This is a genomic window from Mucilaginibacter sp. PAMB04274 (genome assembly GCF_039634385.2).
Classification (GTDB): Bacteria; Bacteroidota; Bacteroidia; order Sphingobacteriales; family Sphingobacteriaceae; genus Mucilaginibacter.
In genome coordinates this window covers 2,688,363-2,713,409 of the sequence record NZ_CP155081.2, presented here as the reverse complement: position 1 = coordinate 2,713,409, position 25,047 = coordinate 2,688,363, and the positions used below count along the sequence as shown (strand labels likewise).

At 42.4% G+C, this 25,047-nt stretch carries 21 protein-coding genes; 9 read left to right on the top strand and 12 right to left on the bottom strand.

Annotation, left to right across the window (positions count from 1 at the left end):
- Position 1: 1 nt before the first annotated feature.
- Positions 2–904: a histone deacetylase gene (locus ABDD95_RS11405; protein WP_345952018.1), complete on the top strand. Its 903-nt coding sequence runs from the start codon at positions 2–4 to the stop codon at positions 902–904.
- Here the strand turns inward: ABDD95_RS11405 and ABDD95_RS11400 are convergent.
- The 3 genes from ABDD95_RS11400 to ABDD95_RS11390 are packed head-to-tail and all read right to left on the bottom strand — an operon-like array spanning position 893 to position 3,431.
- Positions 893–2,275, bottom strand: coding sequence for an MATE family efflux transporter (locus ABDD95_RS11400; RefSeq protein ID WP_345952017.1), 1,383 nt, complete (start codon positions 2,273–2,275; stop codon positions 893–895). The genes ABDD95_RS11405 and ABDD95_RS11400 overlap by 12 nt on opposite strands.
- A gap of 60 nt (positions 2,276–2,335) precedes the next feature.
- Positions 2,336–2,959, bottom strand: coding sequence for an RNA-binding domain-containing protein (locus tag ABDD95_RS11395; protein WP_345952016.1), 624 nt, complete (start codon positions 2,957–2,959; stop codon positions 2,336–2,338).
- A gap of 1 nt (position 2,960) precedes the next feature.
- Positions 2,961–3,431, bottom strand: coding sequence for a GNAT family N-acetyltransferase (locus tag ABDD95_RS11390; RefSeq protein ID WP_345952015.1), 471 nt, complete (start codon positions 3,429–3,431; stop codon positions 2,961–2,963).
- A 178-nt stretch (positions 3,432–3,609) separates the two neighbouring features.
- Here ABDD95_RS11390 and ABDD95_RS11385 point away from each other — a divergent pair, with 178 nt between their 5' ends.
- On the top strand, positions 3,610–3,810 hold the full coding sequence (locus tag ABDD95_RS11385) for a Vmc-like lipoprotein signal peptide domain-containing protein (protein ID WP_345952014.1): 201 nt from the start codon (positions 3,610–3,612) through the stop codon (positions 3,808–3,810).
- A gap of 37 nt (positions 3,811–3,847) precedes the next feature.
- On the opposite strand, the gene ABDD95_RS11380 is transcribed toward ABDD95_RS11385, so the two are convergent.
- The 3 genes from ABDD95_RS11380 to ABDD95_RS11370 form a co-directional block, all read right to left on the bottom strand.
- The gene (locus ABDD95_RS11380; protein WP_345952013.1) at positions 3,848–4,792 is read right to left on the bottom strand and encodes a glycosyltransferase family 2 protein; all 945 of its coding nucleotides are present in this window, start codon (positions 4,790–4,792) and stop codon (positions 3,848–3,850) included.
- Between the two features lie 61 nt (positions 4,793–4,853).
- Positions 4,854–5,213 (bottom strand): DUF4174 domain-containing protein, encoded by a 360-nt coding sequence (locus ABDD95_RS11375; protein ID WP_345952012.1) that lies wholly within the window; start codon positions 5,211–5,213, stop codon positions 4,854–4,856.
- 40 nt (positions 5,214–5,253) lie between these two features.
- Positions 5,254–5,715, bottom strand: a complete 462-nt coding sequence (locus ABDD95_RS11370; RefSeq protein ID WP_345952011.1) for a DUF4268 domain-containing protein — start codon at positions 5,713–5,715, stop codon at positions 5,254–5,256.
- Between the two features lie 79 nt (positions 5,716–5,794).
- Here ABDD95_RS11370 and ABDD95_RS11365 point away from each other — a divergent pair, with 79 nt between their 5' ends.
- Positions 5,795–6,778, top strand: coding sequence for an SMP-30/gluconolactonase/LRE family protein (locus tag ABDD95_RS11365; RefSeq protein WP_345952010.1), 984 nt, complete (start codon positions 5,795–5,797; stop codon positions 6,776–6,778).
- Positions 6,779–6,815: 37 nt separating this feature from the next.
- Here ABDD95_RS11365 and ABDD95_RS11360 read toward each other — a convergent pair whose 3' ends face one another.
- Together ABDD95_RS11360 and ABDD95_RS11355 are read right to left on the bottom strand one after the other, a co-directional pair.
- The gene (locus tag ABDD95_RS11360; protein WP_345952009.1) at positions 6,816–9,251 is read right to left on the bottom strand and encodes a prolyl oligopeptidase family serine peptidase; all 2,436 of its coding nucleotides are present in this window, start codon (positions 9,249–9,251) and stop codon (positions 6,816–6,818) included.
- A 128-nt stretch (positions 9,252–9,379) separates the two neighbouring features.
- Positions 9,380–10,066 carry a class I SAM-dependent methyltransferase gene (locus ABDD95_RS11355; RefSeq protein ID WP_345952008.1) on the bottom strand — a complete coding sequence of 229 codons (687 nt, stop codon included), beginning with the start codon at positions 10,064–10,066 and terminating at the stop codon, positions 9,380–9,382.
- A 74-nt stretch (positions 10,067–10,140) separates the two neighbouring features.
- On the opposite strand from ABDD95_RS11355, the gene ABDD95_RS11350 reads away from it, so the two are divergent.
- The gene (locus ABDD95_RS11350) at positions 10,141–10,854 is read left to right on the top strand and encodes a DUF92 domain-containing protein (RefSeq protein ID WP_345952007.1); all 714 of its coding nucleotides are present in this window, start codon (positions 10,141–10,143) and stop codon (positions 10,852–10,854) included.
- Between the two features lie 123 nt (positions 10,855–10,977).
- A complete protein-coding gene (locus ABDD95_RS11345) occupies positions 10,978–11,172 on the top strand; it encodes a cold shock domain-containing protein (RefSeq protein ID WP_345952006.1) in 195 nt (64 codons plus the stop codon).
- Between the two features lie 115 nt (positions 11,173–11,287).
- Here the strand turns inward: ABDD95_RS11345 and ABDD95_RS11340 are convergent, their stop codons facing one another.
- The 4 genes from ABDD95_RS11340 to epsC all read right to left on the bottom strand — a co-directional run bounded on the left by ABDD95_RS11340 (position 11,288) and on the right by epsC (position 18,490).
- Positions 11,288–16,072 (bottom strand): PAS domain-containing protein, encoded by a 4,785-nt coding sequence (locus tag ABDD95_RS11340; protein WP_345952005.1) that lies wholly within the window; start codon positions 16,070–16,072, stop codon positions 11,288–11,290.
- Between the two features lie 261 nt (positions 16,073–16,333).
- On the bottom strand, positions 16,334–16,765 hold the full coding sequence (locus ABDD95_RS11335; protein ID WP_345952004.1) for a DUF1810 domain-containing protein: 432 nt from the start codon (positions 16,763–16,765) through the stop codon (positions 16,334–16,336).
- Positions 16,766–16,794: 29 nt separating this feature from the next.
- On the bottom strand, positions 16,795–17,667 hold the full coding sequence (cysM, locus tag ABDD95_RS11330; protein ID WP_345952003.1) for a cysteine synthase CysM: 873 nt from the start codon (positions 17,665–17,667) through the stop codon (positions 16,795–16,797).
- A 10-nt stretch (positions 17,668–17,677) separates the two neighbouring features.
- On the bottom strand, positions 17,678–18,490 hold the full coding sequence (gene epsC / locus ABDD95_RS11325) for a serine O-acetyltransferase EpsC (RefSeq protein WP_345952002.1): 813 nt from the start codon (positions 18,488–18,490) through the stop codon (positions 17,678–17,680).
- A 255-nt stretch (positions 18,491–18,745) separates the two neighbouring features.
- Here epsC and ABDD95_RS11320 point away from each other — a divergent pair, with 255 nt between their 5' ends.
- The 4 genes from ABDD95_RS11320 (at position 18,746) to ABDD95_RS11305 (ending at position 25,021) form a co-directional block, all read left to right on the top strand.
- Positions 18,746–19,150, top strand: a complete 405-nt coding sequence (locus ABDD95_RS11320) for a hypothetical protein (protein ID WP_345952001.1) — start codon at positions 18,746–18,748, stop codon at positions 19,148–19,150.
- 167 nt (positions 19,151–19,317) lie between these two features.
- Positions 19,318–20,400 (top strand): efflux RND transporter periplasmic adaptor subunit, encoded by a 1,083-nt coding sequence (locus tag ABDD95_RS11315; RefSeq protein ID WP_345952000.1) that lies wholly within the window; start codon positions 19,318–19,320, stop codon positions 20,398–20,400.
- Positions 20,401–20,427: 27 nt separating this feature from the next.
- Entirely contained in the window at positions 20,428–23,595 is a 3,168-nt protein-coding gene (locus ABDD95_RS11310) for an efflux RND transporter permease subunit (RefSeq protein ID WP_345951999.1), read from the top strand.
- Complete coding sequence (locus ABDD95_RS11305; protein ID WP_345951998.1) at positions 23,588–25,021, top strand: TolC family protein; 1,434 nt, start codon at positions 23,588–23,590, stop codon at positions 25,019–25,021. Before ABDD95_RS11310 ends, ABDD95_RS11305 begins: the two co-directional genes overlap by 8 nt.
- Positions 25,022–25,047 lie beyond the last annotated feature (26 nt).

Sequence of the window (25,047 nt, the reverse complement as noted above, 5' to 3'; positions counted from 1 at the left end):
TATGCTCAAAATAGCTTTCGACCCCATATATGCGCATCCTCTGCCTGAGGGCCATCGTTTTCCTATGCTGAAATACGAGTTAATACCGGCTCAATTACTGCATGAGGGTCTAATCACGCACGTTAACCTGTTTTCGCCCGAGCCACTGGACGAGCCGACTATACTACTAACGCATGATGAGCATTACTGGGAGCAACTACGCGATTTAGCTTTGCCGCCGAAGGAACAACGCCGCATTGGTTTTCCTTTAGATGCAAAATTGATAGAGCGTGAAATACGGATAGCTAAAGGAACTATTGATGGTTGCCGGTATGCAATGGATAACGGTGTGGCATTTAATGTAGCTGGTGGCACTCATCATGCAGGTACAAACTGGGGTGAAGGGTTTTGCATGCTGAACGACCAGGCTATAGCTGCTAACTACTTATTAAATAAAGGTTCATCTAAACGTATCTTAATTATAGATTTAGATGTGCATCAAGGTAACGGCACAGCGCAGATATTTGCACAGCAGCCTAGGGTATTTACTTTTTCTATGCACGGTGCTAACAATTTTCCCTACCGAAAAGAAAAGTCTGACCTGGATATTCCGCTGCCCGATGGCTTGGAGGATGAGCCCTTCCTGGCTATAGTTAAGGAAACTGTACCCAGACTAATTGAAGAACACCAGCCGGATTTTATTTTCTATCTGTCGGGCGTAGATGTGTTAGCATCCGATAAACTGGGCAAACTGGCGTTAAGCAAAGAGGGGTGCAAGGAGCGTGATCGTTTTGTGCTTCAGCAATGCAAGCAAGCAGGTATACCGGTGCAGGTTAGTATGGGCGGGGGCTACTCACCGCATATTAAAGATATTGTTGAGGCACATTGCAATACTTACCGTGTCGCCGTTGATTTATACTTTTAAGGTATCGTCAAAAATGTAATCTTCAAGATGCTTTTTAGTGGTATGTGTAAATCTGAAATACAATAATACAGAGGCTACACCCAAACCGGCAACAAGCCCATACCAAACTCCATTAGCGCCTAACTTTAGATGTAAGCCCAGCCAGTACCCCAAAGGCAAACCTATTACCCAATAGGCTAAAAATGTTATTATTGTCGGAATATTCACATCACCTACGCCACGCAAAATACCCAACCCAATTACTTGTGCACCATCAAAAAGCTGAAATATTGCTGCGATGATTAACAGCTGCGAGGCTATGGCAATCACACGTACATCAGAAGTAATAATCCAGGGCAGCCATTGGTTGAATAAAATAAATAAGAGTGCTGTAGTACTCATAAAAATGAGTACAATGTGATAACTGGCGATAGCCGATGCTCTTAATTCGCCAAAACTTTTAGCACCAAAATAATTGCCTGACTTTATAGCCGCTGCCGACGAGACGCCGCTGGCAATCATATATGTCATAGATGCCAGGTTAATGCCCACTTGGTGCGCCGCCTGCTGCACAGGGCCAATTTGGCCAACTAATACTGCTGCGGCACTAAATGCACTTACCTCAAACGTTGCCTGTAAACTCACCGGTGCACCTATGCGTATCAATTCCATACACCTTGCGCGATTAATGTAGGTAATTTTAAAATCCTTTAAGTAGGCTTTGAAGTGCTTAGACCTGAAGATATAAATAGCCATCGCAATGGCCATTACTGTTCGGTCAACCAGTGTGCTGTAACCAACGCCGCTCACACCCATAGGTTTAATGCCAAAAAGCCCTTTTACAAATATTACGCCCAGGCAAATATTAAGAACGTTACCCCATATAGAAACTTTCATGGCTTGTTTAGTAAAGCCCAATCCTTCGGCAAACTGTTTAAATGCACTAAACAACATTAGAGGTATAAGGGAAACCGATAATAACAGCAAGAAAGGTTTAGCCTGTTTTAATACCTCAGGAGATTGCCCCAAATGATCGAGCAGGTTTCCTGCGCCAAAATACATGGCGATGAAAAGAACCACGCCAAATATTAAATTGAGTAATATACTGTTGGATAGCAGGCGTCCGCAAGCTTCATAGTTTTTTTGCCCATTAAACTGTGCTATTAAAGGCGTAATACCGTACGCAATACCAAGTCCCATTACCATGGCTACCACAAAAACACTGTTTACAAGTGATACCGCAGCCAGCGAAACTGTGCCCGCAAAGTGACCCACAATTACGCTATCAGACAAATGTACCAGCGTATGGCCCAACTGCGATATCACAACCGGTATGGCCAACTTCAAGTTTTCGCGATAATAGGGCTTATAGGCTTCAAAATAAGATAACATAGAACGGCGAATAGATGCAGGGGAGGTCAAAGATAAAGCTTTTATATAAAGGAAAGAACCTTATGCAGCTGTGTAGAATTCCTCTTTTTCGGTTGTATGCACACGAATAACGCCCGAAAGTACCAGATTAACCAGTATACGTTGCGCGCGCCTGCGGCTCATGTTAAGCAGTTCGCAGTATTGTCTCACGGTTATGCGCTCGTTCTTATCCAGGTATTCCAGCAAAGCTTTTTCTTTGGATGAATACTCGATGAGCACACCTTCGTTATTATCCGAGCGCTTTAATACATCCACCACTATTTTACTGGCCAGTACGCTTTTGTCTTTTATGCGTATATAAACCCACCACTTGCCGTCATCGCCTAATGCATAATGAGGTTTGGTAATGCTAGGCTCAATCTCAACCACCAGAACCAGTTTATCATCTACATAAATTTCTTCAAAGGCTGGTTCAAGTGCGGGGCGGGCATAAAAGTGTGCTGCTTTGGTAATCATGTAGCGCTCCTCATCCTCGGATTTTACGCCTTTTATGCTGCCGTTATCCAAAACTCCTATCAACAGGCGGCCTCCCTTGTTATTAGCAAAGGAAACCATTGTTTTAGCTATCTTTTCACAACTGGTAATGGTCTTCTTAAAATCCAGCGAAACGCCCTCACCCTCTAATATCAGCCTTTTAATATTCATTTTAACTTCCCGATTCTGCCTGGGGTATATAGGGTGTAAAAATTTCCATCCAGTTATTTGTTTTACTTAACGGACTAAAACCAAACTGCACGTAAAGCTCATGCGCATCGGCGGTAGCAAGTGCCCAACGCCTTAATGTCTTTAACTCCGGATGCTGTCTAATGTTTTGCATCAGCCATTTTGATAAGCCTAGCCCCCTGTATGTTTTTAACACAAAAACATCACATATATAACCAAAGGTTGCCCTATCAGTAACAACGCGTGCAAAGGCACATAAATTATGATTTTTATAAATACCAAAGCATAAAGAGTTGTCGATAGCTTTTTGCAGCTTATCCACCGGTATTCCTTTTGCCCAGTATGATTCATTATTTAAGAAATTATAAATCACATCAAATGGAAGCAGGTTATTATCTGTCGATACGGTGTATCCGTTGTTCAAAAAGTCTGCATCGTTAATTGCCGTATACATAGCAAAGGGCGGTTAAAACGCTAATATAAATAAAATGGTAAAAACACTTATAGCGTTAGGCGGTTAGTATTTTATAAGGAAACGTAAATTGCTAGTTACACAACAAGCCGAAAAGAATATAACATAAACAAAATCAACCCGATAAAGGTTAATGCAGAAACAACAAATAATCAATCCTATGAAAAAGCAATTTTTGAGTTTTGCCTTTGCAACGGCGTTAATAGCTACAGTGGCTGCAGGATGCAGCTCACAGCAGGCAGCAAGCGGATCAGACAGCACAGCAACTGTAGATTCTGCAGGCACAATGTCAACAACAACCGATACTACAGCACGGGATACCGCGCGTAGAGACACAACAAAAACTAATCCTCCACAATAATGGTGAGAAAAGGCCCGGACTACCGGGCCTTTTTTATTTATGCAGTTTTAGCACCCGTAAAAACTTTGCGCACCTGGTAGGTTTTCTTATTCTGAGACTCAAAATAGGTACGTACATTTACCTCAGCTAAAATGCCTAAGGTAATTAGTTGAACACCTCCCAGCAAAAAGATCAAGCCCAGTATTAATAAAGGTTTGCCGCCAATATCATGTCCCATTATTTTGAGTACAAGCAGGTAGGCGTTAATTAGCACACCCAAGAAAAAAGCAATGAACCCAATGCTGCCAAACAAATGCATTGGCTTTTGAATATACTTACGGAAAAATACCATCAGTATTAAATCGCTGATTACCTTAAAGGTACGGTTAATGCCATATTTTGATTTGCCAAACATGCGGGCATGGTGACGCACATCAACCTGTGTTATACGTGCTCCTTGCAATTTAGCCAATACCGGTATGAAACGGTGCAACTCACCATAAAGGCCTAAATCTTCGGCTATCTCGCGTCTGAAAATCTTGAGCGTACAGCCATAATCTTTAATATAAACCCCTGTCATGCGGCGTATCAGTGCATTGGCTATTTTACTTGGAATTTTACGCAGCAGCACGCCGTCTTGCCGGTTAGCACGGTTGCCTGCTACCACATCCCAGTCCTCATCTTTTAATTTTTGCAGCATAGATGGGATGTCGTTAGGGTCATTTTGTAAGTCGCCGTCCAGTAAAGCTATATAAGCGCCGCTGGCGTGGTCAATGCCTGCTGTCATTGCGGTACTTTGCCCATAATTTTTACGCAGCTCTACTAATTTAATGCGTTCGTCGGCGTTGGCAATAATTTCGCGCCGGGTGCCGTCTTCAGAACCGTCATCAACAAAAACCACCTCGTAATCAATAGCCGGTAAAGCTTTTCTTATTTCTTCAATAAGAGGTTTAATATTTTCCTCTTCATTCATCACAGTTATAACAACTGATAACTCCGGCATAGCTGATCGTATTAATTAAAGCCCACAAAGATAGGTATTTTAAGCATTTAAGAAACACACACTACGGCCGGCTCTTCATTTCCTGTACACGCATTGGCATGGCGTCTATAATGCCGAAAAGTTTAGAAAGTGTTATGGGCTGAGTGGCCCGATATTTTTCGCCACCATCTTTACCTATCAAAATTACTGTAAACGCGTCTTTGACAGATCTTTTCTGAAATTGAACCCTGTCCTTACCCTCATAATAAGTAAGCACTTCAATGTCACGTTCGTTAATGCCTGCAACATTGGCATCAAGTATGTCCTTCTGTTTTTTAACAAGCTGATTTCCGGGTCTATCAGCGAAGATAAGGAGCATTCGTTTCTCGCGAAAAATAGTAGTGCTTAAAAATATTAATGCTGTAAATAGTGTTCTTAGCATAATATACATAACAGTTTAAAGGCCAAATGTTTAAGCATTATTACTGCAATGCCTCAAAGCTGTACCTTGCAGTGCTCCAAAAATCATCGAGCGCTATAACACGGGGCTTGAAAAAAGAAATTAACGCTGGCCAGTCGTTACGATTAAATATGCTCACACCATCCATATCCTTGTAAATTCGGCTAATGGTTTTTCCGTTTACGTCGGTCGTGTGCAACTCCCATTCCCAATCTTCATTCAACGCATCTGCTAAAACAAGTCTCAGTTCTTTAAACTGCTCAAAAAACAACTCCTGTATACCGGCATCAGGGTGAGATAGCTCAATGGCAATGATTGCCGACCGGCTTTCTGCCAGCATTTTGAAGTTAACGTGCTTGATGCCCGTTTTGTAATTTATCCAATTAATTTTCAAACCATCGGCTGATAGTTGCGGAGCTATATATTGCCCAAAGGTGGTCCAAAAAGTTTGCCGTAACTGTGATGACTGTTCTTTTGAGTACATGTGTAAACTAATGCTTAACTAACACTGTTGTTTTATTGCGCGGTAATATCGATGTTCGCTTTAAACTACCATACCAGTTATGAACATCATTAGTAAACTTGGCATTGCAGCAGTATTGCCCGCAGCTTTATTTCTTAATATCACTTATGTAAACAAACTGCCCGCAAAGGTAGTTAACTCATTAAATATGCAAGATAGTTCTTACAGCAAAACGGATTTATTTGATCAAAACGCGCAACCTAAACTGATTAGCAGGCAATTTGAGTTTACTGAAGGGCCGGCGGCAGATAAGGAGGGCAACGTTTTTTTTACCGATCAACCCAACAATGCCATTTGGAAATATGGCTTAGATAGTAAGCTCAGCCTTTTTTCTAACACGGCCGGTCGGTCTAACGGTATGTATTTTGATAAGCAAGGCAACCTGTTTACCTGTGCTGACGAGCAAAACGAAATTTGGAAATTCGATCAGAGCGGTAAACGAACAGCCATTATATTAAGCGGTGTAAACGGGCGCAAGTTTAATGGCCCGAATGATTTGTGGATGGATGGCAAGGGTGGTATTTACTTTACCGACCCTTACTACCAGCGCTCATACTGGACACGTACCCAAACCGAATTAGATGGCGAAAAAGTATACTATTTGCCTGCTGGCAAAAAAGAAGCCATGCTTGCCAGTAGTGAACTTCAAAAACCAAACGGTATAGCTGGTACAGCCGATGGCAGGTATTTGTATGTTGCCGATATAAAAGCCAATAAAACATACCGGTTTTCTATCACAAAAGATGGCTTGCTAACTGATAAGCAATTGTTTACCGACAAAGGATCGGACGGTATGACTTTAGACGATAAGGGAAATGTGTATTTAACAGGCAATAAAGGGGTTTATATTTTTAATGCTGACGGACAGCAAATAGGGCTTATTGCTATACCGGAACCTTGGACAGCCAATATTTGTTTTGGCGGTAAGAACCGCGATATGCTATTCATTACAGCCTCAAAAGCTATATACACCATGCAAATGAAAGTAAGGGGATATAGCAAAAACGCCTCAAGACAACTGTAGTTGTTTGAGGCGTTTTTGCTATAAAAAGTATCTTATACTAATTAGCTTGCGCTGTTTGTGTTGATTTGGCACCTTTCACATAAGTGTCTAACCACTGTGTTTGTTCCCATAACTTATGAAGCAGGTTCTCTTTACCACGGTAGCCATGCGCCTCAAACGGCAAGAACACAAAGCGTACAGTTCCGCCAAAACCTTTTATAGCAGCAAACAAACGTTCGCTATTAATAGGATAAGTACCGGTATTGTCGTCAGCGTCGCCATGTATTAAAAGTAACGGCGTTTTTATCTTATCAGCATAGCTGAACGGACTCATCTCATAGTATAGCTTAGGATCATCCCAGTAAGTACGCTCTTCATTTTGGAAACCAAACGGTGTAAGGGTGCGGTTGTAAGCACCACTCTCGGCCAAACCGGCCTTAAACAATTTGGTGTGTGCCAACAGGTTTGCAGTCATAAAAGCGCCATAGCTATGGCCGCCTACAGCCACACGGTTGCGGTCGCCGACGCCCAAATCGGCCAGTTTACCAATTGCTGCTTCAGCATTCATTTCCAGTTGCTGCACAAAAGTGTCATTCGGTTTTTTGCCATCTTTAGCTACAATTGGCATCGAAGCATTATCTAACACCGCATATCCTTGCGTTACAAAGAAAATTGGCCCTCCCGGGTTGATAGTGATAAAGCGATCTTTGGAACCTCTTATTTGTGCGGCGTCGTCGGCCGAGTTGAACTCAGCAGGGTAGGCCCATATTAATACAGGCAGTGGCCCATCTTTTTCCTTATTGTAGCCCTTGGGCAGGTATAAGTCACCGGTCATGTCCACACCGTCCGAACGTTTGTACTGTATTTTTTGCTTGGTTACACCCTGCATTTGCGGGTATGGGTTGGTAAAGTTAGTGATCGGCTGATCGGCAATCCTTAGCTTCAGGTTTTTGATGAAATAGTTAGGAACCTCGGTCTGCGTTTCGCGGCGGGTTACTAATACCAGCTTGGCCGGATCAAGTACATCATAAATGTACTCATATTGTCCTTCAGCGCTACGCCAAATTATTTCACTTTTTTTGGTGCTTAAGTCAAATTTAGCCAGAAAAGGCAAGTCGCCTTTGGGCGATGAACCTACAGCATTATTCATTAACAGCTTGGTGCCGCCATCAACTGGCATTATAACGCTGCGGCCAAATTTATTACGATCTGTTACGGGTTCGCCCAGGTTGTTGTAAACGTCGGTTTGGTTGCGTTCCCAAAGTTTTTCCAGTTTACCGGTAGTGCTGTTAAAGCGGCTAACTTTTGTACTTTGCTTTGAGCGCAAACCTTCGTAAACTAAGGCTAAATCTTCGGTTCCCCACTGCACATTACGGAAACGCTGCTCTGTTTTGAACAGTTCTTTAGGTTCAGCGGTAAAAGGTGCACTTAGTGCATATACTGCATCATGAAAATCAACTTTTTTACGAATCAAACCGCTATCCAATGGCATAGCCCAGGTTAAAGTAGCTGCCTCATCATCACGCCAGTCAAAGCTGCGCGGCACATTTTGCAGATTATCATAGCCTGAGGGTCTAACTTCACTCGACGGCAAACTGGCTACCGTTTTCAGTACTTTACCCTTAAGATCGGTAACGGCAACGGTAGATGGAAAACCGCCGGCTGTTACCAGGTACGAAAATGGTTTATGCAGCGTGCGAACCAACAAATACTTTTTATCGGGCGATAAAGCCGCTAATGCATAAATAGCTGGTTTGCCAATTGGGGTTTCTACGCCGTTTTTGTTGATCACCAGTTGGGATGTACCATAAAACTCAAATAGCTTTTCATCAAACGGCGATTTTATTAAATCTTGGTAAGTTACGCTTGGTGCTGCTTTGCCTAAATTTTGTTGAACAACCGGGCCGGTAGGAGCCAATGGTTTAACTGGAGCCTGGGCAACCGGCTTAGCAATAACACGGTACATCATGGTGTTGTTATCAACCCAGGTAACGCCACCACCCATTACATTGTTTAATGGCAGCTTATTTGCCTTGCTTGCCTTTTGCGTTAACAGGTTGATTACATAAAGGTCAACGCTTTTAGCATTCGTTTGTGTAAAGGCAATTTTGTTCTGATCGGCGTTCCAACTCATCCCGCTGGCATTAAGCGGAACAGGTAAGCCTGCAACCGGATATACCTTACCTGTTTTTATATTTTTAAGGCTTAGTCCACTAAAAGATATCACCTGCCTGCTGGGTGCAAAATTGTTGGGATTTATGCGCATACCTGCTATACGGAGCTCAGGGCGGGCCAGGTCTTCAACAGATGGCAGGGCATTACGCTCACTGATTAGCATCCACTCGCCTTTAGAATCGATACTTACCGATGGGGTAGGCTTGGCCAGGAGCAAGTCGGTAATGGCTTTGGCCGGCATTTGATACTTGACGGCGTCCTGGGCGTTAACCCATACGCTTGTGGATATCAAAAAGGCGCATAAAAAAGTCTTTTTCATATACTCGTTTATTATTAGGAAGTTAAACTGTGATGAATTTACTCATTTAATCGGCAATTAAACCACCAAGCCAATGTGCATCATATTTTTTACATTGATTGGGCGTTTCTAAAACAATAAACCAACCGTTAAAGAGTTATCAAGCGCACCAGGTACTGTTCAAAATCATCCTCGTATAAAACTTCTACATTCCAACCGGTAGCCGTTGCAACCTTTTGTAAGGTGTGCATATCCACATACAACCACTCAAACCATTCCGATTTTTGATTTTTATATTCGTATTGGTACATGATATTACCATAGTAGCCCGTATCAGGAAGTTTGCCCTCGTATAAATAAGCAATATTAGAAGAGTCAAAAAGTAGCTGTCCGCCTTGTGAAAGTAAGGTTTTCAAGTGGATGAGCAATCTTTCGAGGTTTAGCAAATTGCCGGCTAAGCCAATGCCGTTCATCAGTAATAATAACGTATCGTATTGCTGCTCCTGGTATGTAAATATATCGCCAACGTGCGCCTCTTTTACACCCCGTTGGTGCATTACCTCTACTGCTAAAGGCGATATGTCTATTGCTGTTACCTCATAGCCGCGCTGTTGCAATTCAAGTGTATGGCTGCCTGCACCAGCTCCAATGTCCAGTACCTTGCCCCGGCATTCGTTCAGTGCCAACCATTCAAGGTCGGGCATGTCGTCTTCCGTTCTAAAATAGGCAGCAACCGGCATGGGTTCTTTTGGTCCGTATTGGTTATGTATCCAAAGCTTGCCCGGCGCTGTTTTGTATTGATAATCATGTATGGCCTGTCCGAGTACATCTTTCATAGCTGCAAAAGTACTTTATTTGCCATAGTTAAGTGCACTGCACTAGGTCATCACTATATTTGAGGCTAACAGGTATGATAACAGGCGCTGATTATCTCATTATAATATTTTTGCTTGCTGGTGTAGTGTTAAGTGTTCGGTTTAAAAAACTAACACTTAGCGCGGCAATTATGGGCGCTGCATGCGGCGGGCTTGTATACAAGGGTACTGGTTACACAGGTATAGCTACCATGACCATGTTTTTTATAGCAGGCACCCTGGCCACCGGCTGGAAACTGACCCAAAAGCAGCAACTTAAGGTAGCAGAATGCGACCGGGGACAACGTAAGGTGGGGCAAGTGTTAGCTAACGCCGGCGTTGCAGCTGTTGCCGGAGCAATTGCATGTTTATTTCCACAATACGCTAATCTTTGTACGCTTTTAGTTGCAGCTAGTTTTGCAGCAGCAACCGGCGACACCTTATCCTCAGAATTGGGAACCGTATATGGGAAACGCTTTTACAACATTTTAACTTTCAGCACTGATACCCGCGGGCTTGACGGCGTAATTAGCTTAGAAGGAACAATCATAGGAGTAGCAGGAAGCGCGCTAATTTCCTTAATTTATGCTGTATGCCTTAAATGGGATTGGGATATACTTATTATTATAGTGGCAGGTACGGCAGGCAATTTTGCCGACTCTCTTCTTGGGGCAACGTTAGAAAGGAGCGGAATTCTTAAAAATAATGCAGTTAATTTACTCAATACACTTACGGGAGCCTTAGTGGCATTGCTCTTGGCTATGCTTTAAATTAACTAAGCTGACCTCTTAATATAAGTGCGCTGCTTTGTTAGGTAGATGTTAAATAAATTCACCAAAAAGAAAATAACCCGATTTTAATGCCTACCTTGCACGCTTATTAAAAATAATATAATGCAAAAAGAAGGAACAGTAAAGTTTTTCAATACCGAAAAAGGTTTTGGCTTTATCTCACAAACAGAAAACAGAGCTGATGTTTTCGTACACTCATCTGGCTTAATCGATCAGATTCGTGAGAACGATAAAGTAACTTTTGATATTGAAGAAGGTCGTAAAGGACCTAATGCGGTAAATGTAAAAGTAGTTTAAATATACACTATAAAGTTTAATCGTAAAGCACCTCTTGTGAGGTGCTTTTTGTTTTTACAAGGTTTTTTTAAGTAGACTTGATTAAGCCCAAACGTATTTTAGCAGCAGTTACAGATTAATTATTGACTTTATTGGGAATGCGAATTTTAACGGTGCTGCCCACACCTATTTCTGATATGATTTTAAGTTCGCCGTTTAGTAAATTTACTTTGCTTCGGATAGAGGCCAGGCCAATGCCCTTTACCTTCACTTTAGATGTATCGAAACCTTTGCCGTTATCTTTTACGGTTAAAACAACTTCTTGCTCATTCACGTCAATCTGTGCATCTGCTATAGTTGCATAGGCATGCTTTATAACATTGATCATTAACTCCTGAATTATTCTGTAAATGGCTATTTCAAGATATTTGTCGAGGTTGCGATTTACACCATTAAACGTACACTGAAAACGTACGGCTCCGCTTAACTGCCGGCATACATCCTCAATTGCTTCCTTAAGGCCAAAGTCCTCTAAAATAGATGGCATCAACTCGTGCGAAATGCGGCGGGTTTCTCTAATACTATCGCTAAGCAGTCGCTTAGTTTGCTGCAATGCATCACTGTTTTCCTCGGGGCGTTTAACCCTGGTTAAATTTATTTGATCGAGGCTAAGCTTTACGCCGTATAAAAGCTGTCCTAATCCGTTATGTAAGCTTTCTGCAATTCGCTTGCGCTCTTCTTCTTGTGTGCTAAGTATGGCTCTGAGCACTTCTTGTTGCTGTTCTATTTCCAGCTTCTTTATTTTTTCTTCGGCCATTTGAGTGGCCGTGGTATCCATATTTATGCCTAAAATCTTAACAGGTGTGCCGTTATCATAAATAGCTGTTGCTTTTAGCTTTACTACTTTTATATCACCACCTACTTTAATTCTGAAGCTCTCATCAAAGGTTCCTGTTCCGGTTTTAAGGAAATCGATGATTTGTTCGGCTATCAGCCTGTCTTCATCAATTATAAACTGTATATATTTGTCTGGTTGTATAAGCGTGCCCTTTGCCACATTGAACAAGCTATACATGCCATCAGACCAGCTAAATACCTCTGAAAGCCTATTATACTCCCAGCTACCCAGTAGTGCAACTTCTTCAGTCTCTTGCAGTAATGTTAAACTTTTAAGGCGTTCTTCTTCAGCGTTTTTTCGTTCGGTTATATCTAAGTTTGTTGCAACCAATCCGTCATCCATCTTAACAAACATGCTCGAAAACCATTTGTTAAATCCATCGTACGGATAACTATACTCTAGCTGGCCTGGTTCGCCAGTTTCCATAACCTTAAGCATCAGGTCAAATAGGCCGGTTTTTCTTACTCCTGGAAATACGTGGCTATATAACTTACCTACCATATCATTTCGTTCACTCAAACGCTCCAGTTCTTTATTAACCATCTTTATCCTGAAATCGACTAGTTGGCCATTCTCATCACGTTCTGCTGTATGACAAGCCATTCCTATCAAAGTGGTGTCGAACACCGACTGTAACAAGCTGTTGGTCTCATTTAACTGTTGGTCTGCTTTTTTTCGTTCGGTTATATCGGCTGTGCTGGTGGCCACACCATCGTTTAATTTAACTACCGATTGATGAAACCAGCCGTTAAATTGTTCATACACATAATGTATTTCGTATTGCTGCGAAATACCTGACTCCGTCACCTCAACAAAACTGTTAAATATGCCGGCTTTTACAACGCCTGGATTGTTTTGAAGCAAGCTTTTACCAATCACATTTCCGTAATTTTTATTGGATGTATCGTTGTTTAAGATCCACACAAAGTCAACTATTTTTCCATGCTCATCACGTACGGCCTCAAAAACCTGAATCATGTCAAGTGTGCTATCCAGGGTGGCTGACAATAGTTTTTGGCTTTCCTCCAGGTCATGTGTTCGTTCAGACACCTGCCGTTCGAGTATCATATTCATATCCTCTAACTGCCGTTCAACTTCCTTACGTTCGTGAATATCGGTAGCTGCACCTACCCACTGCCATATCTCTCCGGTTATTTTGTATACCGGAACAACCTGAACCGAAAACCAACGATATTCTCCTTTAACACTTCTAATACGGTGTTCTTGTCTAATGGGTCTTCCTTTATCAAAGGCCGAGCGAATTTCATTGATTAATAAGGGTTTGTCATCATGTGAAATAACCTCATACCAGTCATTTTCTACTGCCTCTTCTAAAGTTTGGCCTGTATAGGTTAACCAGCGCTGATTGTACCAATAGGGTTTACCGCTAGGGTCATTTAACCAAAGCAGATCCGGAACAATATCAACCACCGTTCTGAACAACTGCTCGGACTTACGTAAAGATTCCTCTACCTGGGCGCGTTCAACAGCTGCCCAGGTGCGCTCAGCTACTTCTTCTATCAGTTCTATTTCTATAGCGCTCCATTTACGGGGCAGGGTGGCCTGAACACCGAATGCAGCCAGCCACCGTCCGTTTTTAATAAGCATTACAGCTACCGAGGCCCGCAGGTGTGCATTGCGCCAGGTATTACGCTCTTCGGGCGTTATACGATTATCGGTCTCAATATCTTCAATCACGACTGTATGGCCCTGCAAATAATCTTCTATAAGTGCTTTACCAAAATCTGCAAACTTAATATCGCCGGTTAGTGCATCAATGCCGCGTGTCCAACTATCGTGCACCGATAATTTATTTCCGTTAACCTCACCATAGCTGGCGCTGTTTACGTCCATATACTCACCAAGCATACGGGCAGAAACGGCCTGGATGCGAAGCGGGTCTACCACTAAACGTAAGGCATCATTAAACTTTACTAAGAAAGCATGCCGTGCCTGGTTTTGCCGCTGTGTTTCTTCTACCAATTTACGATCGGTAATGTCTATATGAGCGCCAATTAAACGCGCTGGTTGCCCATCACTGTCAAATTCAACATCACCTTTGGCAAATATCCAACGCACTCGGCCGTCAATGGGTCTAATGATTCTGTATTCGCTTTGGTAAGTATTTTCCGGGTTTTCGATTACCTCTTGCAGCGTTTTGCTGGCTTGGTCTCTGTCATCAGGATGCAGGCGGTTAATCCAGTCCTGGTGTGTTTCGAGTTTTGTACCTGGCGGTAAACCATGCAGCCGTAAATACTCGGCCGAGTGCCAGGTGCGTATGCCCGTACTTATATCAATATCTACACCGCCAACACCGCCTATCTCCTGCACTCTGGTTAACTCAGCTTCGCGGTGCCGTAAATCTTCTTCAGCACGTGCGCGGGCAAGCCGCAGCCATATGCGTTCGGTAAGTTCCTTCATCATCCGTATCTCGTCTTTGCGCCAGGTACGTGCAAAAGGGTAAAGTATGCAGGTTAAAAAGCACAAATGCCCGCTTTTGATAATAGGAGTTATGATGTAGGATTGACTGTTTAGTAATGCACTTCCCCCTAAGTTATTACCTATATCTAAATGGCTATCGTTTATAACTACTGCTTCGCCGTTTAGTAGATCTTCGTAGCAGCCATCCGGAATAAGGTCATTTAAAGGCAACGAACGTTTGGTGTTGACGCCTGCTACACCTTCAAGTTGCCAATCGCAGGCAATTTGGCCTGTAAAATTCGCCTGATTTATATCAGCAAAAAAGCAGCGGGTAAGTTTAAAGTGCGAGGCTATCTTAATAGCGGCCATTCTTAAAATACGCTCCGGGCTTTTTAAGTGAGCAAAGTCGTTAGATAAATCTGCTAAAAAAGCATTATTTATCTCTGAGCGTTTGCGGTCGGTAACATCGTTAAAAACGGCTGCAATAAGATGTGTGTTGTCGTCGTCTAAACGCATAAAGCTCACATTCAGCCAGCGGTCCAATGCTTTAACATATGCTTCTAACTTTACCGGTTTTCCGTCTGCAGCAACTGCATCTGCTGTTTGCAGCCAGTATGACTCCATTAATGGATTCACTTCGTAGGCTGTTTTACCAACAATGTCAGAGAGGTTGCTGAGCTTTTTAAAGGCCGGGTTTACTTCAAGATAGCGCATATCAACGGCTTGTTTGCCACTGTAGATCATTTCCAACAGTACAAACCCATCATCTATAGCATTGAATAAGGAGCGGTATTTTTCTTCATATTTAGATAATGCTTTAGCAGTTTTATTTTCGAGCTCTTTAGCGTTGGCTAATTCGTCTAAGACCTGCTTCATTGGTTCACTGGTTTGCATTATCTCAGCCTCCAAGGTATTCAGCAGCAAATGCGATAGCTCAGGATGCTTATCCATCATGTCTACCATATCAGGCTCAAAAGTTACTTCAGGATGATTTTCTATCCAGAAATGAGCTGTACGAACATAAGTAAGGAGCAGGATCAGTGCTTCAAAATTTGCAGTACCTAAAGATTGGCAAATGGCCTGGCGTACACGCTCTGCCCGGTGGGGTTCTAAAAAAACTACGGTTAATGCATCGAAAAGATCGGCCTCAATTTGGGATCCGGGCAAGGGTATAGGCAAAGGTTGCTCCTGTACTTCGAGCCGGTTAAGTAGTTGATCATATGTTGTAGCACTGGGTGTAGGGCGTTTTAACAAGGTAATAACATGGCTCATGCTTTCGGGAATCGCGTTAGAATCACCAGCAGAATTGCCTAATCCCATTAAAAAGCCTGCATGCCGAACAATGCAGTATCTCGCCCTGCAAAAACGCGATAAGTGTACGTAAAGTCTCTCTTTAAATACTGCAGGTAGCGGATTATCTAAATAAGCGGATTTGGTAAAAGCCCATAGATCATGCGGCTTATTTGGATTAGAAGTTCGGAAGAAATTTGGCATCAAACCAAAACTCGAAATCACCTCATCCTCGTAGTTGAGTTCATTAGGTAAATATTCTTCCTCAGCCTTTCGGCCTACGGTGCGTTCGCCAGATTTCTTTTTCTTCATTTGTACTTATACAATCAACAGGCGGTTGATACCTGTTTAGCAAAGCAATAACCAGCATTGCCACTAAAAGTGTTTGCTTTGCATTAAAAGTTTAAACATTTAAAAATCAGGCACGAAGAGCTTGCATGCTGCGCCTACATATCTTAAACATTTTAAACAAAGTAGCCGCTAGGTTAATGGCCAAAGTTGTAAACTTGTAAAAAGCAGAGTAAATGTACATTTAGCAATCGACAATTTTACAGGTAAATTTAATATGATGCGCTAATGTGCCTTGTTTAATACGTTAATGGTCTTTTGATCTGCTTCACCACCAAAAAATAGATCTAGTATTTGCTTAAACACCGGCGATGTATTTTCAATTGATGAAAAAAGCGTCATGCATGACTTCAGCTTCATATCATCGGGACTTCCGAATATGTTATGCGCATCATTATTACCAAGTGTAAGTAAAACGCTCGATATTTCTATCAGTCTTTTACCCAAAACAGGGTGTTGTAAATATGCTTTAGCTTCTTGCAAGTTTTTAATTGCATAGTATTGTGATGTTGAGCTGAGACCTAAGCCTTGAATTTGCGGGAAAATGTACCACATCCAATGACTACGCTTTTTTCCACTCTTTATCTCAGATAATGCTATAGCGTAATCTGTTTCTTGTGCATCCAAAAAACGCTTAAGGTTCTGTTCGTTACTCATAAAATCAATTTAATAATTTTAGCAATGTATTAACCAAATAAACTACTGCTAAGGTATCGGTCGCCGCGGTCACATGCTATAAATACAATGGTGCCCTCAGTTAGCTCCTGCGCAAGTTTAGTAGCCGCCACGCAGGCACCTCCACTGCTCATACCGGCAAAAATACCTTCAACTCTGGCTAGCTGTCGTGCCATTTCGGTAGCGTCAGTCTCCGAAACGTCCATTACCCGGTCCACGCGGCTTGGTTCAAATATTTTAGGCAAATAAGCCTCCGGCCAGCGCCTGATGCCCGGAATTGACGATTCTTCGGTTGGCTGACAACCAATAATTTGGATGTTGCTGTTTTGCTCTTTAAAATAGCGGGAGCAACCCATGATGGTGCCGGTAGTGCCCATAGCACTCACAAAATGGGTAATTTGGCCGTCAGTATCACGCCAAATTTCGGGCCCGGTAGTTTTTACGTGCGCCAGGTAATTGTCGGCATTGGCAAACTGATTCAGAAGAAAGTACTCATCAGTTGCTCCTTTTTCTTCGGCATAATCACGGCAGGCCTCAATTCCTTCAAGCAAAGTAACTTTAGCGCCAAATGCTTCCATAGTTAAAGTACGTTCACGGGTAGAATTGGAAGGCATAACCAATTCAATTTCTAAATTAAATAACCGTGCAATCATGGCCAGGGCAATACCGGTATTACCGCTGGTGGCCTCAATTAACCGTATGCCTGGCTTAATTTCGCCTCGGCCTAAGGCGCTGCGTATCATATTTAAGGCTGCGCGGTCTTTAACGCTACCGCCTGGATTGTTGCCTTCCAGCTTGGCATATATCTTTACGTTAGGGTTAGGGTTAAGTTTGGTTATTTCAACCATAGGGGTATTGCCCACTAAATCAATAATGCCTGCCATAAAATATAAATTATCTGTCTGCAATAATGTTTTGAACCGTAATCATCGGGTTGTGATAAACGGTAGAGTAGGGAGCTACACTTTGAGTAAGCCAAACATTGCCACCAATGGTACTATTATGGCCAATAACGGTGTCGCCACCTAAAATGGTAGCGCCTGAATAAATAACCACACGGTCTTCAACCGTTGGGTGACGTTTGATGCCCGCCATAGTTTTGCGCACGCTTAAAGCGCCTAAGGTTACGCCCTGGTACATTTTTACATATTTACCTATAGTACAAGTTTCGCCAATTACAATGCCTGTACCATGGTCTATATGAAAATATTCGCCTATACTGGCTGCCGGGTGTATATCAATACCGGTTACAGAATGGGCATGTTCAGTTAATATACGCGGTACAAGTGGCACATCCAACAATACCAAAGTATGGGCAATCCGGTAAATGGAAATGGCATAAAAGCCCGGATAGGTACGAATCACCTCAAACTCGCTGCGCGCAGCAGGGTCACCTTCATAAATGGCTTGTATATCGGTATTTAAAATATTGTAAAGTTCTGGCAACCGGTCAAAAAACAAACCGGCAACTTCTCCAGACCGTGCTGAATTAAAGTTGCTTACCGTATTAATGATTTGCGATAACTCTTGTTGTAAATTATAAGCTTGCAGTTTAAGCTCCTGGGAGGTAGCAAAAAGCTTTTTAGATTGTTCCGGATACAGTAAGTGTATCACACTTAAAGCCCAGGCTGCAATTGCAGTGTTGGCAGGTATGCCGTTACTATTTTGTTGTTTTTCAAATAAATGCTGATAAAAATTATCACTCATTGCTACACTCACCCTTAATTATAAATAAAGGTACAGAATTATAGAATTTAATTGAAAAATGAAAACGAATATCAGGTGCTGTGTTAATGTGACAAAAAAGAGATATTTATACAATAAGGTGAATATATAAACATCAATAAAATCACATAATACAACCAATATCTTCAATAGAATAAAATATTTACAAATTTCTGGCGTAATAGCTATCAATGACGCATAAAGTTTCTGTTTGATGTGTTATATTTGAGGCCGTTAATGAAAACTGTGTATATCTTTTTAGTGTCCCTGTTTTTCCTGTTGTTAGGAGGGGATAACTATGCTTATACCGGTGCTCACCTCAAAAGAGCCAAGTACTCGTCAGCTCAAGACGTTAGTAAAGTACAAAAAGTAAGCCTTGGCACTGTCAATAAGGATAACACCTTAATAAAACAAGCAAATTTAAGTGAAGATAGTGAACACCTCATTAGTGTTGAAGATGAAGATGAAAGCGACGGACTTGCCCGGAGGCATCTACTGCTAGATAAGTATTCACTACTGCTCGCTTACACATTCGTTTTAAATCTTTTCTACATAAGCTTTGTTAAGCGTCTGCCTTTTTGCAGCCACTTATCTTATTCAAGCTCCTATAAATACCTCCTGCAAAGATCATTAAGACTCTGATTTTAATATACATCAGTTACTGAGGTGTGCCCTGCGCACATCCGCTGGATGCATGTTGATATGACTCTGCCTGTAAACAACTCAGGTAACATCCGGCAACTGATATCTTCCCCATACAAAGGAATTTTTAATTCCATGCTATTCAATTGCTTAATTCATTTAACATCATGAAGAGAATTCTCATGTTTACAGGCCTGTTGGCCTTATTGTACCAAACCAGCTGTACACAAAAAAAAGAAGTAAAGGAAGAAGAAGGTAAGTATGCCGTTACCAGTCCTTTAAGAATTGATACCTCCTTTACCAAGGAGTATGTATCGCAAATACGCTCTGTACGAAATATTGAGCTAAGAGCCCAGGAAAAGGGTTATCTGCAAAATATTTATGTTGACGAGGGCCAGTTTGTAAAAGCTGGTCAGTTACTGTTCAGGATTATGCCTAAATTATATGAGGCTGAATTATTGAAAGCGCAGGCCGAAACTAAAGCCGCGCAAATTGAGGTGCAAAATACAAAGCTACTGTCAGATAAAAACGTAGTATCTAAAAATGAGCTAGCTATGGCGCAGGCTAAGCTTGACCAAGCCAAAGCCGAAACGTCGCTTGCCAGGTTGCATTTATCATTTACTGAAATCAGAGCGCCGTTTGATGGCACGATAGACCGTATTCCCAAAAAGTTAGGAAGCCTTATTGACGAAGGCGAGTTATTAACCAGCCTTTCAGATAACAGCCAGATGTACGTGTACTTTAACGTTTCTGAACCGGAATACCTGGATTATGAAACGAATACAAAAGGCCGTGCAGACCGCAAGGTGAGCTTGCTGTTAGCTAATAACCAACCGCTAAAATATAAAGGCGATGTGGAAACTATTGAAAGTGAGTTTAATAACGAAACCGGAAACATTGCCTTTCGGGCTAAGTTTCCCAATCCCGATAAGCTTTTAAAAAATGGCGAAACCGGTAAAGTACAAATGACCGTTCCACTTCGCAACGCGTTGGTTATTCCACAAAAGGCCACGTACGAGATTCAGGATAAGATCTATGTATTTGTAGTAGACAAAAATAATGTAGTAAGATCAAGAAGTATTACCATCACCGGTGAAATGCCAGACCTGTATGTGGTTGCAAGCGGTCTTTCTGTAAGCGATAAAATCCTGCTTGAGGGCGTTCAAAAAGTAAAAGATGATGACAAGATCAAGTGTGAATTTGTGTCGCCTAATGAAGTTATTTCTCATTTGCGATTAAAGGCCGAGTAGCGCTTTAATCCTTAAATAAGTAAATCAATGTTTGATAAGTTTATACAGAGGCCAGTCCTCTCCATAGTTATATCGCTCATTATAGTGTTTCTGGGGGTGCTGGCTATTACCCACTTACCGGTAACACAATTTCCGTCAATTTCGCCGCCAAAAGTGAATATTACGGCTGAGTACCCCGGAGCAAATGGCGAGCTCCTTATTAAATCGGTAGTTATACCTCTTGAGCGGGCAATTAACGGCGTACCGGGCATGAAATACATGGCATCTGATGCTGGTAACGATGGTGAGGCCACCATACAGGTGGTATTTAACCTCGGTACTGATCCTAACCAGGCATCAGTAAATATCCAGAATAGGGTGGCATCGGTAGTTAACAAATTGCCGCCGCTGGTAGTGCGTGAAGGGGTGAAGATAACCCGCGAAGAATCGAATATGCTGATGTACATTAACTTGTACAGCAAGGACCCACACATGGACCAGAAGTTCCTGTTTAACTTTGCCGACATCAACGTATTATCTGAACTTAAGCGGGTTGATGGGGTAGGTGTTGCCGATATTTTAGGTAACCGTGAGTATGCCATGCGTATTTGGTTAAAACCTGACCGTATGCTGGCCTATAAAATCTCTTCGGAAGAAGTAATGAAAGCGCTTGATGAACAGAGTTTGGAAGCCTCGCCCGGTAAAACTGGTGAAAGCTCGGGCAAAAGGTCACAGTCTTTTGAGTACGTATTAAAGTATCCCGGCAGGTATACCACTAAAGAAGGATACGAAAACATCATTCTAAGATCTAGTTCAGATGGTGAGATACTTCGCTTAAAAGATGTGGCTCAAATAGAGTTTGGCAGCTCCATGTACGATATCTATTCTAACCTGAACGGACATGCTTCGGCAGCCATCACCGTAAAGCAATCTTATGGCAGTAATGCCAGCCAGGTAATTAAGGATATTAAATCCAAAATGGAAGAGATCAAAAAGAGCTCATTTCCTAAAGGCCTTGACTACGAAATTAGCTATGACGTTTCCAAGTTCCTCGATGCTTCCATCGAAAAAGTAATTCACACGCTGGTAGAAGCATTTATCCTTGTGGGTATTGTTGTATTCCTGTTCCTGGGCGATTGGCGCTCTACCGTTATTCCAGCCATCGCAGTGCCGGTATCGCTTATCGGTACGTTCGTGTTTATGCAGTTCTTCGGCATTACGCTCAATCTTATAACATTATTTGCATTAGTACTGGCCATAGGTGTGGTGGTGGATGATGCCATTGTGGTTATTGAAGCGGTGCATGCTAATATGGAAGAGTTTCATCTTTCGCCACTAAAGGCTACTAAGAAAGCCATGCATGAAATTAGCGGAGCCATTATTGCCATTACGTTTTTGATGGCCGCAGTATTTGTTCCGGTTGCATTTATGTCGGGGCCGGTTGGTATATTTTACCGGCAGTTCTCCATCACCATGGCAACAGCTATTATTCTTTCGGGTATAGTGGCGCTAACATTAACACCAGCACTTTGCGCCATGATGCTTAGAAATAATCATGGAAAAACTAAAAAGGCAACGGTTCTGGATAAATTTCTTGGTGGGTTTAATAACGGCTTTAACCGCCTTTCGGGCAGGTACCAAAGGATACTCGGGTCTATTGTTAACCGGCGGATGATCACTTTCGGTCTTTTAATCGCTTTTTGTACCGGTATCTATTTCCTGAATAACAGTTTGCCTTCAGGGTTTATCCCCAACGAGGATCAGGGTATGTTTTACGCTATCATCCAAACGCCTCCGGGATCATCACTGGAAAGAACTAACCAGGTAGCCGAAAAACTGCAAAAGATTGCGGAAGGTGTTGAAGGTGTACAATCTGTTTCATCGCTGGCAGGTTATGAGGTGTTAACTGAAGGAACCGGCGCCAACTCCGGAACTTGTTTAATTAACCTAAAAAGCTGGGAAGATCGTAAAAACTCGGTTCAGGATATTATTAAAGAGCTGGAAGAGAAATCGCAGGATATTACCGGTGCTACTATCGAGTTCTTTCAGCCACCTGCTGTTCCGGGTTATGGCGCTGCCGGTGGTTTCGAGTTGCGTTTGCTGGATAAAGCCGGAAGCGGCGACTTCAAAAAAATGGAAACGGTGAGCCGCGATTTCGTGAGGGAGCTGAACAAACGTCCAGAACTGTCGTCGGTGTTTACTTTTTATAGTGCCAGTTTTCCGCAGTACATGCTACGTGTTGATAATGACATTGCACAACAAAAAGGGGTGACTATTGAAAATGCCATGAACACTTTGTCTACGCTTGTTGGTAGTAATTACGAAACCAACTTCATTAAATATGATCGGCAGTACAAGGTAATGGTGCAGGCTTTACCACAATACCGCGCCTTACCCGAGGATATTTTGAAGCTGTATGTAAAAAACGACCGCGATGAAATGGTTCCTTTTTCGGCTTTCATGAAAATGGAAAAGGTATACGGTTTATCAGAAATCACCCGGCATAACATGTACAATGCTTCTGAAATAAGTGGTGCAGCTGCACCGGGTTACAGTAGCGGTGCAGCCATCAGCGCTATTAATGAGGTTGCTCAAAAAACCTTACCAAGGGGTTTTGGTATAGACTGGGCAGGTATATCTAAGGACGAGGTTGCCCGTGGTAACGAAGCCATCTATATATTCCTTATCTGTTTGGCGTTCGTATACCTCATTCTGGCTGCGCAGTATGAAAGCTTTATATTGCCTTTGGCAGTTATTCTTTCACTTCCTGCTGGTATTTTTGGAGCCTTCTTGTTGCTGAAACTGTTAGGCTTGGAGAATAATATTTATGCCCAGGTTGCCATGGTAATGCTCATCGGTTTATTAGGTAAAAATGCCGTTCTAATTGTAGAGTTTGCTGTTCAGAAACATCGTTCGGGTGAGTCGGTACTTAAAGCAGCGATGGAAGGATCGGCTGTAAGGTTCCGTCCAATCCTCATGACCTCATTTGCTTTTATTGCAGGTTTAATTCCATTGGTGCTGGCTTCTGGTCCTGGTGCCATAGGTAACCGGACTATTGGCTCTGCGGCTGCTGGAGGTATGCTGTTTGGAACTGTCTTCGGTGTTTTGATCATACCCGGATTGTACTATGTGTTTGGCACCATCGCAGCAAAACATGTGCTCATAAAAGATGAAGAAGAGAATCCATTAACCGAAGAAATTGATCACAATGTATAAATATAACCTACATAAATGCATTGGCCTGGTAGGTATTTGCCTGGCCATTGCAAGCTGTAAGGCCCCGGCCATTATACAGACTACCGAAAACCGGTCGGTGCCCGAATCATTTGGCACCGGTCGGGATACTACCAATATATCGACCATACAATGGCGAAACTTTTTTAATGACCAAAATCTTGTCAGCTTAATTGATACGGCACTGAAAAATAACCAGGAGCTGAGGATTACCCTGCAGGATATTGAGATTGCAAGGAACGATATTCGTTTGAGGCAAGGGCCGCTACAACCAACAGTTGGGTACAGGGTTGGAGCCGGTGTAGAAAAAGTAGGCAGGTACACCAGTCAGGGAGCGGGCGATGCTTCAACGGACATTGCTCCTGGCAGAGAGGTGCCCGACCCTTTAACCGACATTACAGCTGCGTTATATGCGAACTGGGAAGTTGATATTTGGAAAAAGTTGCACAATGCTAAAAAGGCCGCTATAACCAGATACTTATCTACAGTAGAGGGCAAAAACTTTGTGCTTACTAATTTGGTTGCCGAGGTGGCTAATTCATATTATGAATTACTGGCCCTGGATAACCAGCTGGCAATTGTGCAGCAAAACATCAGCCTGCAAAAAAATGCCCTTGAGATTGTAAAAGTGCAAAAAGAAGCCGCCAGGGTAAATGAGTTGGCTGTTCAAAAATTTCAGGCTGAGGTACTAAAATCTCAAAGCCTGGAGTTTGAAATTCATCAGAAGATAAAGGAGACTGAGAACAGAATCAACTTCCTGTTAGGCCGCTATCCGCAGGAGATAGTTAGGGATAAAAGTAACTTTTTGGTCTTAACGCCTACAGTAGTCAATTCTGGTATACCGTCGCAATTGTTAGCTAATCGTCCGGATATTAAACAGGCCGAGTTAGAGTTAGTAGCTGCAAAGCTGGATGTGAAAGTTGCACGGGCCGAATTTTATCCATCTTTCGGTATCTCAGCGGCTTTAGGCTTCCAGGCTTTCAAACCATCTTATTTGGTTAAGTTCCCTGAGTCGTTACTTTATTCATTAGCCGGAGACTTGGCCGGGCCGCTTGTTAACCGTAGTGCTATTAAAGCTGAGTTTTACAGCGCCAATGCAAGGCAGCTGCAAGCCATGTATAACTATGAGCGTACCATATTGAACGCTTACATGGAAGTTTCTACCCAATTATCAAACATCAGTAACCTGGGTAAAAGTTACGAACTGAAATCGAAGCAAGTAGATGCCCTAACCCGGTCTATTAATATATCTAATGATCTATTTAAATCTGCCCGGGCCGATTACCTGGAGGTTTTGATGACCCAGCGTGATGCACTGGAATCTAAACTTGAACTGATAGATACTAAAAAAGAACAGTTTAATGCTGTTGTTAACGTTTATAAATATTTAGGTGGTGGTTGGAAATAACCACCACCCGAAAAACAAAAAGAGCC

Coding starts and splice junctions, on each gene's coding strand:
- ABDD95_RS11405 (WP_345952018.1), top strand. CDS start 2: ATGCTCAAAATAGCTTTCGACCCCATATATGCGCATCCTCTGCCTGAG.
- ABDD95_RS11400 (WP_345952017.1), bottom strand. CDS start 2,275: ATGTTATCTTATTTTGAAGCCTATAAGCCCTATTATCGCGAAAACTTG.
- ABDD95_RS11395 (WP_345952016.1), bottom strand. CDS start 2,959: ATGAATATTAAAAGGCTGATATTAGAGGGTGAGGGCGTTTCGCTGGAT.
- ABDD95_RS11390 (WP_345952015.1), bottom strand. CDS start 3,431: ATGTATACGGCAATTAACGATGCAGACTTTTTGAACAACGGATACACC.
- ABDD95_RS11385 (WP_345952014.1), top strand. CDS start 3,610: ATGAAAAAGCAATTTTTGAGTTTTGCCTTTGCAACGGCGTTAATAGCT.
- ABDD95_RS11380 (WP_345952013.1), bottom strand. CDS start 4,792: ATGCCGGAGTTATCAGTTGTTATAACTGTGATGAATGAAGAGGAAAAT.
- ABDD95_RS11375 (WP_345952012.1), bottom strand. CDS start 5,213: ATGCTAAGAACACTATTTACAGCATTAATATTTTTAAGCACTACTATT.
- ABDD95_RS11370 (WP_345952011.1), bottom strand. CDS start 5,715: ATGTACTCAAAAGAACAGTCATCACAGTTACGGCAAACTTTTTGGACC.
- ABDD95_RS11365 (WP_345952010.1), top strand. CDS start 5,795: ATGAACATCATTAGTAAACTTGGCATTGCAGCAGTATTGCCCGCAGCT.
- ABDD95_RS11360 (WP_345952009.1), bottom strand. CDS start 9,251: ATGAAAAAGACTTTTTTATGCGCCTTTTTGATATCCACAAGCGTATGG.
- ABDD95_RS11355 (WP_345952008.1), bottom strand. CDS start 10,066: ATGAAAGATGTACTCGGACAGGCCATACATGATTATCAATACAAAACA.
- ABDD95_RS11350 (WP_345952007.1), top strand. CDS start 10,141: ATGATAACAGGCGCTGATTATCTCATTATAATATTTTTGCTTGCTGGT.
- ABDD95_RS11345 (WP_345952006.1), top strand. CDS start 10,978: ATGCAAAAAGAAGGAACAGTAAAGTTTTTCAATACCGAAAAAGGTTTT.
- ABDD95_RS11340 (WP_345952005.1), bottom strand. CDS start 16,072: ATGAAGAAAAAGAAATCTGGCGAACGCACCGTAGGCCGAAAGGCTGAG.
- ABDD95_RS11335 (WP_345952004.1), bottom strand. CDS start 16,765: ATGAGTAACGAACAGAACCTTAAGCGTTTTTTGGATGCACAAGAAACA.
- cysM (WP_345952003.1), bottom strand. CDS start 17,667: ATGGCAGGCATTATTGATTTAGTGGGCAATACCCCTATGGTTGAAATA.
- epsC (WP_345952002.1), bottom strand. CDS start 18,490: ATGAGTGATAATTTTTATCAGCATTTATTTGAAAAACAACAAAATAGT.
- ABDD95_RS11320 (WP_345952001.1), top strand. CDS start 18,746: ATGAAAACTGTGTATATCTTTTTAGTGTCCCTGTTTTTCCTGTTGTTA.
- ABDD95_RS11315 (WP_345952000.1), top strand. CDS start 19,318: ATGAAGAGAATTCTCATGTTTACAGGCCTGTTGGCCTTATTGTACCAA.
- ABDD95_RS11310 (WP_345951999.1), top strand. CDS start 20,428: ATGTTTGATAAGTTTATACAGAGGCCAGTCCTCTCCATAGTTATATCG.
- ABDD95_RS11305 (WP_345951998.1), top strand. CDS start 23,588: ATGTATAAATATAACCTACATAAATGCATTGGCCTGGTAGGTATTTGC.